Annotated in this window: 14 protein-coding genes; 6 read left to right on the top strand and 8 right to left on the bottom strand. The window is 73.3% G+C overall.

Annotated features, from left to right (window positions below; genetic code table 11):
- Positions 1 to 193: 193 nt before the first annotated feature.
- Positions 194 to 361 (bottom strand): DUF3117 domain-containing protein, encoded by a 168-nt coding sequence (locus tag ACFV1J_RS29810; protein ID WP_179198936.1) that lies wholly within the window; start codon positions 359 to 361, stop codon positions 194 to 196.
- A 324-nt stretch (positions 362 to 685) separates the two neighbouring features.
- Between ACFV1J_RS29810 and ACFV1J_RS29815 the strand changes: the two genes are divergently transcribed.
- On the top strand, positions 686 to 1,486 hold the full coding sequence (locus ACFV1J_RS29815) for an enoyl-CoA hydratase/isomerase family protein (RefSeq protein ID WP_385863200.1): 801 nt from the start codon (positions 686 to 688) through the stop codon (positions 1,484 to 1,486).
- Positions 1,487 to 1,629: 143 nt separating this feature from the next.
- On the opposite strand, the gene ACFV1J_RS29820 is transcribed toward ACFV1J_RS29815, so the two are convergent.
- Both ACFV1J_RS29820 and ACFV1J_RS29825 read right to left on the bottom strand, forming a co-directional pair.
- Positions 1,630 to 2,235, bottom strand: a complete 606-nt coding sequence (locus ACFV1J_RS29820; RefSeq protein ID WP_385863201.1) for a DNA-3-methyladenine glycosylase I — start codon at positions 2,233 to 2,235, stop codon at positions 1,630 to 1,632.
- Positions 2,235 to 2,675 (bottom strand): DivIVA domain-containing protein, encoded by a 441-nt coding sequence (locus ACFV1J_RS29825; RefSeq protein WP_385863202.1) that lies wholly within the window; start codon positions 2,673 to 2,675, stop codon positions 2,235 to 2,237. The genes ACFV1J_RS29820 and ACFV1J_RS29825 overlap by 1 nt, the downstream gene beginning before the upstream one ends.
- Before the next feature lie 91 nt (positions 2,676 to 2,766).
- On the opposite strand from ACFV1J_RS29825, the gene folP reads away from it, so the two are divergent.
- The gene (gene folP / locus ACFV1J_RS29830; protein ID WP_385863203.1) at positions 2,767 to 3,666 is read left to right on the top strand and encodes a dihydropteroate synthase; all 900 of its coding nucleotides are present in this window, start codon (positions 2,767 to 2,769) and stop codon (positions 3,664 to 3,666) included.
- 54 nt (positions 3,667 to 3,720) lie between these two features.
- Here the strand turns inward: folP and ACFV1J_RS29835 are convergent, their stop codons facing one another.
- Together ACFV1J_RS29835 and dapE are read right to left on the bottom strand one after the other, a co-directional pair.
- Positions 3,721 to 4,476, bottom strand: coding sequence for a TIGR00730 family Rossman fold protein (locus ACFV1J_RS29835; RefSeq protein ID WP_385863206.1), 756 nt, complete (start codon positions 4,474 to 4,476; stop codon positions 3,721 to 3,723).
- 121 nt (positions 4,477 to 4,597) lie between these two features.
- A complete protein-coding gene (gene dapE / locus ACFV1J_RS29840) occupies positions 4,598 to 5,689 on the bottom strand; it encodes a succinyl-diaminopimelate desuccinylase (protein ID WP_385863207.1) in 1,092 nt (363 codons plus the stop codon).
- Between the two features lie 40 nt (positions 5,690 to 5,729).
- On the opposite strand from dapE, the gene ACFV1J_RS29845 reads away from it, so the two are divergent.
- On the top strand, positions 5,730 to 6,656 hold the full coding sequence (locus tag ACFV1J_RS29845) for a heavy metal transporter (RefSeq protein WP_385863208.1): 927 nt from the start codon (positions 5,730 to 5,732) through the stop codon (positions 6,654 to 6,656).
- A gap of 318 nt (positions 6,657 to 6,974) precedes the next feature.
- Entirely contained in the window at positions 6,975 to 7,460 is a 486-nt protein-coding gene (locus ACFV1J_RS29850; RefSeq protein ID WP_385863210.1) for an ATP-binding protein, read from the top strand.
- A gap of 92 nt (positions 7,461 to 7,552) precedes the next feature.
- Here ACFV1J_RS29850 and ACFV1J_RS29855 read toward each other — a convergent pair whose 3' ends face one another.
- Entirely contained in the window at positions 7,553 to 8,665 is a 1,113-nt protein-coding gene (locus ACFV1J_RS29855; protein ID WP_385863212.1) for a bifunctional succinyldiaminopimelate transaminase/glutamate-prephenate aminotransferase, read from the bottom strand.
- A gap of 151 nt (positions 8,666 to 8,816) precedes the next feature.
- Positions 8,817 to 9,137 (bottom strand): ferredoxin, encoded by a 321-nt coding sequence (fdxA, locus tag ACFV1J_RS29860; protein WP_018089397.1) that lies wholly within the window; start codon positions 9,135 to 9,137, stop codon positions 8,817 to 8,819.
- Between the two features lie 140 nt (positions 9,138 to 9,277).
- On the opposite strand from fdxA, the gene ACFV1J_RS29865 reads away from it, so the two are divergent.
- Together ACFV1J_RS29865 and ACFV1J_RS29870 are read left to right on the top strand one after the other, a co-directional pair.
- Positions 9,278 to 10,348: a GNAT family N-acetyltransferase gene (locus tag ACFV1J_RS29865; protein WP_385863214.1), complete on the top strand. Its 1,071-nt coding sequence runs from the start codon at positions 9,278 to 9,280 to the stop codon at positions 10,346 to 10,348.
- A 17-nt stretch (positions 10,349 to 10,365) separates the two neighbouring features.
- Positions 10,366 to 11,235: a tetratricopeptide repeat protein gene (locus tag ACFV1J_RS29870; protein ID WP_385863216.1), complete on the top strand. Its 870-nt coding sequence runs from the start codon at positions 10,366 to 10,368 to the stop codon at positions 11,233 to 11,235.
- On the opposite strand, the gene ACFV1J_RS29875 is transcribed toward ACFV1J_RS29870, so the two are convergent.
- Positions 11,202 to 12,335, bottom strand: a complete 1,134-nt coding sequence (locus tag ACFV1J_RS29875) for a PP2C family protein-serine/threonine phosphatase (protein ID WP_385863218.1) — start codon at positions 12,333 to 12,335, stop codon at positions 11,202 to 11,204. The two genes, ACFV1J_RS29870 and ACFV1J_RS29875, sit on opposite strands and share 34 nt — an antisense overlap.
- Positions 12,336 to 12,365 lie beyond the last annotated feature (30 nt).

A 12,365-nucleotide genomic window follows, 5' to 3' on the forward strand; every position in this document is an offset into this window, starting at 1 on the left:
TTTTTTGTTTTCCTCCCCCCCCCCCCCGCCGCGCCCCCCCCCCCCGGCGCGCCCCGGGGGCGGCGGCCCCGGCCCGCCGCCGCCCCCCGGGGGGGGGCCCGCCCCCCCGCGGGCCCCCCCCCGCCGGGGCCGGGGTCTCGGCTGGGGTACCGGGCTCAGTCGGGCCCGGGCGTCCGCCGGTTTCTCACCCTTGTCAGGCGGTGACCTTCTCCAGGGCCTCTCCGAGGGCCTTGGCTTCGTCGGGGGTCAGCTCGACGACGAGCCGCCCGCCGCCTTCGAGCGGAACGCGCATGACGATGCCCCGCCCCTCCTTTGTCACCTCGAGCGGGCCGTCACCCGTCCGCGGCTTCATGGCCGCCATGCTCGTTCCCCTTCCTGAAACCAGCTCATCTCAGCCGACGGCCCGAATAGGCACGTGTCACCGGCATCGAACACATTGCTTCCAGGCCATTATCCCGCATCGAACGACCCGATGACCAACATCGGGCAGCATCCCTTCGGCAACTCGCACCCGCAAACCCACCCAATTCGGGGAGCGGGCTGCGATACTTCTCCACCCGCCGACTCCCGACGCGCCCGCAATCTTTGATGTACGTCACATGCGAACGGCCGATGATCTCCGGCATCCTGAGCGCTGACTGCCTCCACCAGGCAGTGCCGAGCCGCGACGGAGGGGACTCCCACTATGGCCGACACCGTGCTCTACGACGTGACCGACGGACTCGCGACGATCACACTCAACCGCCCGGACGCGATGAACGCGCTGAACGTCGAGGCGAAGGTCGCGCTGCGGGACATCCTGCGGGAGGCCGCGGCCGATCCCGCCGTACGCGCGGTGCTGCTGACCGCCACCGGGCGGGCGTTCTGCGTCGGCCAGGACCTCAAGGAGCACATCGGCCTGCTTGCCGAGGACCGGGCCACCGGCTCCGGCGGCACCATGAACACCGTTCGTGAGCACTACAACCCCATCGTGACCGCGCTGACCGGGATGGCCAAGCCGGTGGTCGCCGGGGTCAACGGGGTCGCCGCGGGCGCCGGTGCGGGCTTCGCGCTGGCCGCCGACTACCGCGTCGTCGCCGACACCGCCTCCTTCAACACCTCCTTCGCGGGCGTCGCGCTGACCGCCGACTCCGGGATGTCCTGGACCCTGCCCCGGCTGATCGGCCATGGGCGCGCCGCCGACCTGCTGCTCTTCCCGCGATCGGTCAGCGCCCAGGAGGCGTACGAACTGGGCATCGCCAACAAGGTCGTACCGGCCGCCGAGCTCGCCGAGGAGGCCGCGGCGGTGGCCCGCCGGCTGGCCCAGGGGCCGACCGCCGCGTACGCCGCGCTCAAGGAGTCGCTGGCCTACGGGGCGGGGCACTCGCTCGTCGAGACCCTCGGCAAGGAGGACGAGCTGCAGGCCCTTGCCGGGGCGTCGGAGGACCACCACATCGCGGTCGAGGCGTTCGTGAAGAAGGAGAAGCCGGTCTTCCTCGGCCGCTGACCGCAGCCGGCCGGCCGGCGGCCCGGGCGCGTCCCACGCCGCACGGCACCCACCGGCCGGGCCGGGCAGCCCCACGCCGCACGGCACCCACCGGCCGGACCGGGCGCCCCCTCGAACCGGGGCCGCCCGCCGGCCGGGCCGGGTCAGCCGGCCGCCGCCTCCACCGTCGCCCGGGCGTGGCAGTCCGCCAGATGGTCATTGACCAGACCGCAGGCCTGCATCATCGCGTAGGCCGTGGTCGGTCCGACGAAGCGGAAGCCGCGCTTCTTGAGGTCCTTGGCGAGCGCGGTGGACTCCGGCGTCACCGGCTGCACCTCGCCGACCGTGCGCGGCACCGGGCGGCCGGCCCGGTCGGGGGCGTAGGACCAGATCAGCTCGTCGAGCTCGCCGGGGGCCAGCGCGGCGGCGACCTTGGCGTTGTTGATCGTCGCGGCGATCTTGGCGCGGTTGCGGATGATGCCGGGATCGGCGAGCAACCGCTCGGCGTCCGCCTCGGTGAACCGCGCCACCGCCGCGATCCGGAACCCGGCGAAGGCCGCACGGAACCCGGGGCGGCGCCGCAGGATCGTGATCCACGAGAGGCCGGACTGGAACGCCTCCAGGCTCATCCGCTCGAAGAGCGCGTCGTCGCCGTGGACCGGAAGACCCCATTCCGTGTCGTGGTAGGCGCGGTAGTCGGCCATCTGCGCGGACTCCATGCCCCACGGGCAGCGCGGGATCCCGTCCGGCTCCGTCACCACACCGGTCATCAGTGCTCCCCCTCTTCCGGGCCGCGGGGCGCCGCGGTCCCGTCCGCGTCCCCAAAGCGGCCGCCGCCGTGCCCCGGCCGCTTCTCGGGCATCGGTCCGGGCGCGGCCGGGCCGTCCTGTATGAGCCCCGGGCCGCCCATCGCCGCGGCGTGCGCCCCGGCCAGCGCGGCCTCCAGCTCGGCGATCCGGGCGTCCCGCTCGGCCAGCTCGGCGCCCAGCCGGTCCAGGACCCCGTCGACGTCGTCCATGCGGTAGCCGCGCACGGTCATGGGCAGGCGGACGGCGTCCACGTCGGCACGGCCCAGCGGGCGGTCCACGGGCAGCGGGTCGGACAGCCGGTCCGGCTCGGCGTCCCGCAGGCCACCGCCGTCACCGCCGACGACCACGAGCGTGACCGCGGCGACCACCACGACCATCGCGATCAGCAAGAACCAGAACACGACCAACTCCCCGGACTTGTGCCTGCTCCGATCGTGCCATGCGGGTCTGACAGTTAGGGTCGCTCCCGGACCACGGAGAGGAAGTCACGGAATGCTGCGGCTGGGTAATCGCGAGTTCGGACCGGACGAGCGGGTGATCATGGCGATCGTCAACCGGACTCCGGACTCCTTCTACGACCAGGGCGCCACCTTCCGTGACGAGCCCGCGCTGGCGCGGGTGGAGCAGGCGGTGGCCGAGGGCGCCGCGATCATCGACATCGGCGGCGTCAAGGCGGGGCCCGGCGAGGAGGTCGGCGCCGAGGAGGAGGCCCGCCGCACGGTCGGTTTCGTGGCCGAGGTGCGCAAGCGCTTCCCCGATGTGGTGATCAGCGTCGACACCTGGCGGCACGAGGTCGGCGAGGCGGTCTGCGAGGCCGGCGCGGACCTGCTCAACGACGCCTGGGGCGGGGTCGATCCGCTGCTGGCCGAGGTGGCGGCGCGGTACGGCGTCGGCCTGGTGTGCACCCACGCCGGCGGTATCGAGCCGCGCACCCGCCCGCACCGGGTCGCCTACGACGACGTGATGGCCGACATCCTGCGGGTCACGCTCGGACTGGCGGAACGGGCCGCGGAGTTGGGCGTCCGGCGGGACGCGATCCTGATCGACCCGGGGCACGACTTCGGCAAGAACACCCGGCACAGCCTGGAGGCGACCCGCCGGCTGGACGAGATGACCACGGCCGTTCCCCAGGCTCTCGGCTTCGCCGGAGCGGGCGACACCCCGTTGCCGGTGCTGGTCTCGCTGTCCAACAAGGACTTCGTCGGCGAGACGCTCGACCGGCCGGTCAAGGAGCGGCTGCTGGGCACCCTCGCGACCACGGCCGTGTCGGCCTGGCTGGGTGCCCAGGTCTACCGGGTGCACGAGGTCGCCGAGACCCGCCAGATCCTCGACATGGTCTCCTCGATCGCCGGCCACCGGCCCCCGGCGGTCGCCCGCCGGGGCCTGGCCTGAGGGACGCCTCCCCGCCGGGGCGGGTTCAGGGGGGCGCCCCTGAACCCGGCCCGCTCAGGTCTGGATGCCGACCTCCTTGGTCACCAGCGCGATCGCCTCGTCCACGTCGTCGCTGAGGTGGAACAGCTCCAGATCGTGCATCGACGCCTTGCCCTGGGCGATCAGGGTGTCGCGCAGCCAGTCGACCAGGCCGGCCCAGTAGGCGGTGCCGAACAGCACGATCGGGAAGCGGGTGACCTTGCGGGTCTGGACGAGGGTGAGCGCCTCGAAGAGCTCGTCGAGGGTGCCCAGTCCGCCGGGCAGCACCACGAATCCCCGGGCGTACTTCACAAAACACGTCTTGCGGACGAAGAAGTACCGGAAGTCGACACCGAGGTTCACGTACGGGTTCATGCCCTGCTCGAAGGGCAGCTCGATGCCCAGTCCGACGGAGGTGCCACCGGCCTCGTGGGCGCCCTTGTTGGCCGCCTCCATGGCACCCGGACCGCCGCCGGTGATCACCCCGAAGCCGGCCTCCACCAGCGCCCGCCCGATCCGCACTCCGGTCTCGTACTCCTTGGAGTCGCGCGGCGTACGGGCGGAGCCGAAGACGCTGACGGCCGGGCCCAGCTCGGCCAGCGCGCCGAAGCCCTCGACGAACTCCGACTGGATGCGCATCACGCGCCAGGGATCGGTGTGCACCCACTCGGAGGGGCCTGCGGAGTCCAGCAGCCGCTGGTCCGTGGTGCCGGCCTGCATCTGGTCGTGGCGGCGCAGAACGCGACCCAGCCGCTGCTCACCGGGGGCCGGTGCTCCCTCGGGACTGGCCATGACATGCTCCCTCCGCTGACGATATTGCCGTTTCAGCGTAGATCCGACGGCCTGAAGCGCAGGGGAATTTCGCTGGTCCGCCGGGGGTCGGCGACCGGTCCCGAGGGGGCGGCGCGGTTGCTCAGGCGGTGAGCCAGGCGCGCAGCCGCTCCTCGCAGTGCAGGATGCGCTCGATCTCGACCCGTTCATCCTTTTTGTGCGCGAGCAGCGAGTAGCCGGGCCCGTAGTTGACGGCCGGGACGCCCAGGGCACTGAAACGGGAGACGTCGGTCCAGCCGAACTTGGGCATCGCGGTGCCGCCGACGGCCGCCATGAACGCCTTGGCCGCGGGGTGCGACAGCCCGGGCAGCGCGCCCGGGGAGTGGTCGTCGACGACGAACTCGTCGACCGGGCAGTCCGCGAAGACCTCGCGGACGTGGGCGATCGCCTCGTCCGGGGTCCGGTCCGGGGCGTAGCGGAAGTTGACCGTGACCGTGCAGGCGTCGGGGACGACGTTGCCCGCGACCCCGCCCTCGATGCGGACGGCGTTGAGGCCCTCGCGGTATTCGAGGCCGTCGATCACCGGCCGGCGCGGCTCATAGGCGGCGAGCCGGGCCAGGATCGGGGCGGCGGCGTGGATCGCGTTGGCGCCCATCCAGCTGCGGGCGGAGTGCGCGCGCTCCCCGGTGGTGCGCAGCAGGACCCGGAGGGTGCCCTGGCAGCCGCCCTCCACCTGGGCGTCGGAGGGCTCCAGGAGGACGGCGAAGTCACCGGCGAGCCACTCGGGATGGGCGTCGGCGACGTGCCCGAGGCCGTTGAGGTGCGCGGCGACCTCTTCGTTGTCGTAGAAGACGAAGGTGAGGTCCCGGTTGGGCTCGGGGACCGTGGCGGCCATCCGCAGCTGGACGGCGACGCCGGACTTCATGTCGCAGGTGCCGCAGCCCCACAGGACGCCGTCCTCGTCGAGCCGCGACGGGACGTTCTCCGCGATCGGCACGGTGTCGAGGTGTCCGGCGAGCACCACCCGCTCGTCGCGGCCCAGCTGCGTACGGGCCACGACGTTGTTGCCGTACCGGTCGACGGTCAGGTGCGGCAGGGCGCGCAGGGCGTTCTCGACCGCGTCGGCGAGGTCCTTCTCGTTGCCGCTCTCGGAGGGGATGTCGACCAGCTGCGCGGTGAGCGCGGCGGCGTCGAGCGACAGGTCGAGGACCGGGGGATGTGTGGAGCGCTCCATGGTTCCGACCCTATCGGCAGCACTCCAGTACGGTGGGCTCGTGTCCGCCCGTCCCGCCTTTGCCGTCCGCCGCACCCGTCTGTGGCGTTTCACCGCAGCCTTCGCCGTACTGCTCGGGCTGGCCGGCTACCTCCTGGTGCAGTACATCACCGGCGGCCCCGGGGCACCTCACTGCACGGTGCGCGCCGAGGGGGACGAGGAGGCGTACGAGCTGTCGCCGGAGCAGGCCGCGAACGCCGCGACGATCTCCGCGGTGGCGTCCTCGCGGGGACTGCCGGAGCGTGCGGTGACCATCGCGCTGGCGACCGCGATGCAGGAATCCGGGCTGCGCAACATCGAATTCGGCGACCGGGACTCGGTCGGGCTCTTCCAGCAGCGGCCGTCCCAGGACTGGGGCACGGTGCGGCAGATCATGGATCCGGTCTATTCGGCCGGGGAGTTCTACCGGCATCTGGCGAAGGTGCCGGGCTACTCCCGGCTGCCGCTGACCGTCGCCGCGCAGAAGGTGCAGCGCAGCGGCTATCCGCAGGCGTACGCGAAGCACGAGGCGAACGCCGCGCGGCTGACCGGCGCGCTGACCGGGCGCGACCCGGGCGCGATGACCTGCACCGAGAGCCGGCCGGAGGACAGCCGGGCGGGCGGCGCGGCGGAGGTGCGGCAGAAGCTGGTGCGGGAGTTCGGGGCCGGGGTGCTGCCGCGGACGGACGCCGCCCGGGGTCGCGGCGCGGGCGACAACCGCGGGGTGACGGTGCCGGTGGGGCAGGGTGGCGGCCCGGGTGTGGAGGGCGCCCGGCGCGGCTGGGAGCTGGCGACCTGGGCGATGGCGCACTCCGCGGAGCTGCGCATCGAACGGATCTCTTACGCCGGCCGGACGTGGACGGCGGACGATTCGGGGAAGGGCTGGCAGAACCGGCCGGGTGGTTCCGCGGCGGACGGGCGCGACGTTCGTATCATCACCGCGCAATAGTTTGCGGTATCGCCCGTAAGGGTTCCCCGGACGCCTTCCGGCGGCAATTGCCTTGGAAAGAGCGTGAGTTGACGTCGGGGCGAATGCCCTTTCCGTCAATTCCCTTGCACGCCAAGGGGCGTGACGTTTCCGCACCCGCGGGCGCGTACCCATATCGGCCTTCTTTCCACACGCCCGATTATGTGATGCGTTACCAACTCTTTACCGGAGTTCACCGCAACCTTCGGGGGTCTGACGCGGTAGTCAGGGCGTCCGCCCGGCGGACATGGCACAGCACATCTGTCAGAAGTCCGAGTCCTTCTCCGTAAAAGGAGCACCATGTCCCTCCCCGTTACGCGTCGGATCGCCCGAGCCGCCCTGCTCGTCGCAGCAGGCGCCGCTCCCGTGGTCGCTGCGGCCGGTCCCGCGAGCGCCGCGAGCCTGCCTGTCAAGGCACCCGACCTGGTCGGCGGACTCACGGCGCCCCTGGACTCCCACAAGACGGGCGACAGCCTCGACCGCGCCGCGCACCACGGCGTCGGCGTCCTGAACGAGGCCGGCAACAAGGCGGCGACGAAGCTCGCCCCGGCGCTGGTGGAGACCGCGGGCCCGGTCGTGAAGAAGGCCCTGCCGCTCACCCAGGGCGCGGCGGACAAGGCCGAGCACGTGGTGCGCCCGGTCGCGAAGAACGGGGTCTCGACCAGCTCGCTGCCGGTCAAGGCGGCCGGCGGTCTGCTCGGCTCGCCCGAGGCGCTGGCAGGGAAGGCCGCCGGGCTGCTCGGTGGGCTGCCGCTCGACGGACTGCCGCTCGGCGGCGGCCAGTAACACCGCCCGCACGACGCGCAGGGGCCCGGGGAGAATGCTCTCCCCGGGCCCCTGCGACTGCGTGGCGTCTGCGTGGCGTCGGCCGGCGCGGCTCAGCCCGCCAGGCGGCGCACCGCGGCGGCCACCCGCTCGTCGGTGGCCGTGAACGCGATCCGGACGAACCGCTCGCCGGCGGCGCCGTAGAACTCGCCGGGGGCGACCAGGATGCCGCGCTCGGCGAGGGCGCCGACGGTGTCCCAGCAGGGCTCGTCGCGGGTCGCCCAGAGGTAGAGCGACGCCTCGCTGTGCTCGATGCGGAAGCCGTGGTGCACCAGCGCCTCGCGCAGCGCCGTGCGGCGGGCGGCGTAGCGCTCGCGCTGTTCCTGGACGTGCGTGTCGTCGCTGAGCGCCGCCACCACCGCGGCCTGGGTGGGGGCCGAGGTCATCATGCCGCCGTGCTTGCGGATCTCCAGCAGCGGGCCGAGGACGGCCGGGTCGCCGGCGAGGAAGGCCGCGCGGTAGCCCGCCAGGTTGGAGCGCTTGGAGAGCGAGTGGACCGCGACCAGGCCGTCGTACGAGCCGCCGTTGACGTCCGGGTGCAGGACCGAGACCGGGTCGGCCTCCCAGCCCAGTTCGAGGTAGCACTCGTCGGAGACCAGCAGCACGCCGTGCTCGCGGGCCCAGGCGACGATGCCGGTCAGCTCGTCCTTGGACAGGACCTTGCCGGTCGGGTTCGACGGCGAGTTCAGCCAGAGCAGCTTCAGGTGCGTCGGGTCCAGGTCGCGCGGGTCGTCGTAGACCACGTACGCGGCGCCGGCCAGGCGGGCGCCGACCTCGTAGGTCGGGTAGGCCAGGCGCGGGTAGGCGACCACGTCCTTGGACGTCCCGGTGCCGGGGCCGAGGCCCAGCTGGGTCGGCAGCCAGGCCACCAGTTCCTTGGAGCCGACGATCGGCAGGACGTGGTGGTGGGTGACCCCGCGGGCGCCCAGACGGCGCTCCAGCCAGCCGGTGATCGCGTCACGCAGGGCCGGGGTGCCCCAGACCGTCGGATAGCCCGGGGAGTCCGCCGCGTCGATCAGCGCCTTCTGGATCAGCTCGGGGACCGGGTCGACCGGGGTGCCCACGGAGAGGTCGACGATCCCGTCGGGGTGCGCGGCGGCCGTCTTCTTGTACGGCTCCAGCTTGTCCCAGGGGAAGACCGGAAGCCGGTCGGAGACTGCGGACACGGGGTGGCTCACTTTCCTCGGTGCGGCAAACGCCTCGGTCCCGTACGGCGGCGATCAAGGCGATCAGGCCGTACGGGACCGAGGCGGCGCCGTGCGGCCGCTGATGACGCCGGGGAGGGGACGCCGCGGGGCTCCCCTCCGGTCCGGGCGGTTACTGGTTCTGCGGCGGCAGCGCTGCGATGAAGGGGTGGTCGCGCTCGATCAGGCCGAGCTTGCTGGCGCCACCGGGCGAGCCCAGCTCGTCGAAGAACTCGACGTTCGCCTTGTAGTAGTCCTTCCACTCCTCCGGGGTGTCGTCCTCGTAGAAGATGGCCTCAACCGGGCAGACCGGCTCACAGGCGCCACAGTCGACGCATTCGTCCGGGTGGATGTACAAGGACCGGGAGCCCTCGTAGATGCAGTCGACCGGGCACTCCTCGATGCACGCCTTGTCCTTGACGTCGACACAAGGCTGCGCGATGACGTAGGTCACGCTGTCGTTCCTCCTCGTTAGGGCCGGCGGACCGATTGGCGGTACCGCCGCAGGGCGCGCGGGAGCGCGGCGTCGTCGATGCCCGCCACCTAGTATCTCCGTTCCCGGGCACGAGACGAACAAGAGGGGCGGTTTGAGCGATGGAATTCCTGGCCGGCGGTCGCGCGGAGGTCCGCATCACCCGTGCTGACGTGGGCAAAAGGGTATCCGTCCGGCGTCTCACCGGGGACCGGGAGGGGGGAGCGGCGTTCACGGACGCGGTCGGGGTGCTCACATCGTGGGACGAGGGTGTGCTGAGCATCACACGTCGCTCCGGCGAGTGCGTACGGATCGCGGAATCCTCGCTGGTCGCCGCCAAGGTCGTACCCGCGGCCCGGCCCCGCAGGAAGGTGCCCTCGGCGTCCGCGCGGGAGCTCCAGGAGGTCGCGGCGCGCGGCTGGCCCGCCACCGAGACCGAGCGTCTCGGGGAGTGGACCCTGCGGGCCAGCGTGGAGGAGGTGCCGGGCGAAGCCCGTCCCGGAGGGACGGTGGCCGGGCGACGGGTGGGCTTCACCAGGCGGGCCAATTCGGTGCTGCCGGTCGGCGATCCCGGGGTTCCGCTGGACACCGCGCTGGAGCGGATCGGGCAGTGGTACGCGGCGCGCGGGCTGCCGCCGGTGATCGTGGTCGCCACCGGGCGCGCGGACACCGACGAGGCGCTCGCCGCCGAACTGGAGCGGCGCGGCTGGGAAGCCGAACGGCACACCCGGGTCCTGATCTCGGCGCTGGCCCCGCTGGCCGACACCGACGCGGACCTCTCCCGCGTCACGCTGTCCCGGGAGCCGGGCGCGGCGTGGCTGGCCCTCTACAACCGGACCGGCGACGCCGGCGGGCCCACCGCGACGGCGCTGAAGGTGCTGACCGGCGGCCCGTCGGTGTGGTTCGCGACGGTAGGGGCCGCGGACGGCGGGACCGCGGCCATCGGCCGGCTGGTCGTCGACGGGCGCTGGGCGGGCTTCGCGGCGATCGAGGTGGCCCCGGCCGAGCGGCGGCGGGGGCTGGCCTCGCTGGTCATGGCGGCGCTCGCCCAGCGGGCGCTGGACGAGGGCGCCTCCGCGGCGTACCTCCAGGTCGAGGCGGACAACGCGGCCGCGCTGGCGCTCTACGAGCGGCTCGGCTTCACCGACCACCACGGCTACCACTACCGGCGGGCCCTGCCCGGCGGGCGCTGAACGGGTATCGGTCACGTATGGCACCCCGTACGCCTGAGGAACCCGGGCCGGAGCCGGACGCGAGGGCCGCGCGGCGGCGCCGGTTCGCCGCGGCCGCCCGCGAGGAGCGGCCCGATCTGTCCCTGCTCTGCCTGCTGGTCGCGGCCGAGGCCGACCCGGGGCTGGACGAGGCGGGCATGGACGCGGTCCAGATCGAGCTGGACCGGCTCGCCGGTCAGCTGCCGTACCACCCGTCGGGCGGCCCGGGGGCCTGGGCCCGCAATCTGGCCGAGCTGCTGGGCACCCGCTGCGGTTTCGGCGGCTCGCCCGCCGACTACCGGCGGCTTGAGTCCTCGCTGCTGCACGAGGTGCTGCGGCGCCGCCGCGGGCTGCCGATCCTGCTGTCGGTGGTGTGGATGGAGGTCGCCCGGCGGGCCGGCGCCCCGGTGTACGGGGTCGCGCTGCCGGGCCATTTCGTCGTCGGTTTCGGCGATCCGGCCGGGGCGCATGTGCTCGCCGATCCGTTCGCCGGCGGCCGACTGCTCACCGAGGAGGACGCGGCGCTGCTGGTCGCGGGGGCGACCGGCGGGCAGCTGACCCGGCCGATGACGGCCCCGGCCGATCCCCGGGAGATCGTGCTGCGGGTGCTCAACAACATCCGGGCCTGGGCCGAGGCCCGGCCCGAGCAGAGCGCGGTGCAGCTGTGGGCGCTGGACCTGTCGCTGCTGCTGCCCAGCCATCCCGCGCGACTGCGCCACGAACGGGCCCAACTCCTGGTCCGGCGCGGGCAGTTCCTCGAAGGGGCGGCGGAGCTGACGGAGTACGCCGAGGTAGTGGCGGCGGTCGACCCGGCCGGTGCGGAGGCGATCCGTCGTCAGGCCGCGGCGGCCCGCGCCATGCTCAACTGAGGGGCGGCGGCCCGGCGGCCGACGACCAGGACCGTGGCGTCGTCCTTGAGGTCGCCGCCGGTGAAGCCCTCCAGATCGGCCCGCAGGGTACGGGCCAGCTCGGGCGGCTCCAGCCCGGTCCAGCCCCGCAGCCGCTCGCCCAGGGGGTAGAAGGTGCCGTCCGGGCCGCGCGCCTCGGTCACGCCGTCCGTGCACAGCACGAGCCGGTCGCCGGGCTCCGGGCGGACCGGTACGCCGCGCCGCGGTTCGCCGCCGAGCGTGCCCAGGCCCAGCGGCAGCCCGCCCTCGCCGTCCCGGCGCTCGTACACCGCGCCGTCCCGGATCAGGTAGTACGGGATGTGGCCGCAGGACAGCACCCGACCCCGCGACGGGCCGCCCTCGCCGTCCCGCACCTCCACCAGCAGCGCGGTGACGAACCGCTCGTCGGCGCCCTGCTCGGCCGACCGGGCGTTGTAGCGGGCCAGCGCCTGCTCCATCCGGTCGGCCACCGTCTCCAGGGCGTCGTGGTAGTGCGCGGCCTCCCGGAACGCCGCCAGCACCTCCAGGCCGGCGCCGATCGCCGGCATGCCCTTGCCCTGGACGTCGCCGATCATCAGCCGCAGCCCGTGCGGGGTGTCGACGGCCTCGTAGATGTCGCCGCCGACCCGGGCGCCTTCCTGGGCGGAGACGTAGAAGCCGTACGCCTCGACCGGGCCGGCGCGCAGCGGCAGCTCGCGCAGCACGGCCCGCTGCACGGTGTCGGCCACCAGCCGCGTCCGGGCGTACAGCGCCTCCCGTTGGAGGCGGACCCGGCACAGCATGACGGAGAAGGCCGCCGCCAGACAGGCCCCGAAGACGGCGGTGATCCGGCTGACCAGGGCCCAGTCGGCGACGGTGAAGGTGTCGACGTAGATCAGGCACAGCAGATAGACGGCCGCGACCAGGACGGTGCGCCGCAGGGAGCAGCGCAGCGCGGCGTACAGCGGGGCGATGCCCAGGAAGGCGGACTGGTGCAGTTCGGGGCCGATGTCGACCGCGTCGAGGACCGTGACGCCGACGATCACGAGGATCAGCACCACGGTGGTGCCGCGGCCGCCCTCCGGGGCGCGATTGCGGGGCATCACACTTCAAGCCTGCGGGACGCCGCGCGG

This window comes from Streptomyces sp. NPDC059649, assembly GCF_042734445.1.
In the GTDB taxonomy this organism is placed as follows: domain Bacteria; phylum Actinomycetota; class Actinomycetes; order Streptomycetales; family Streptomycetaceae; genus Streptomyces.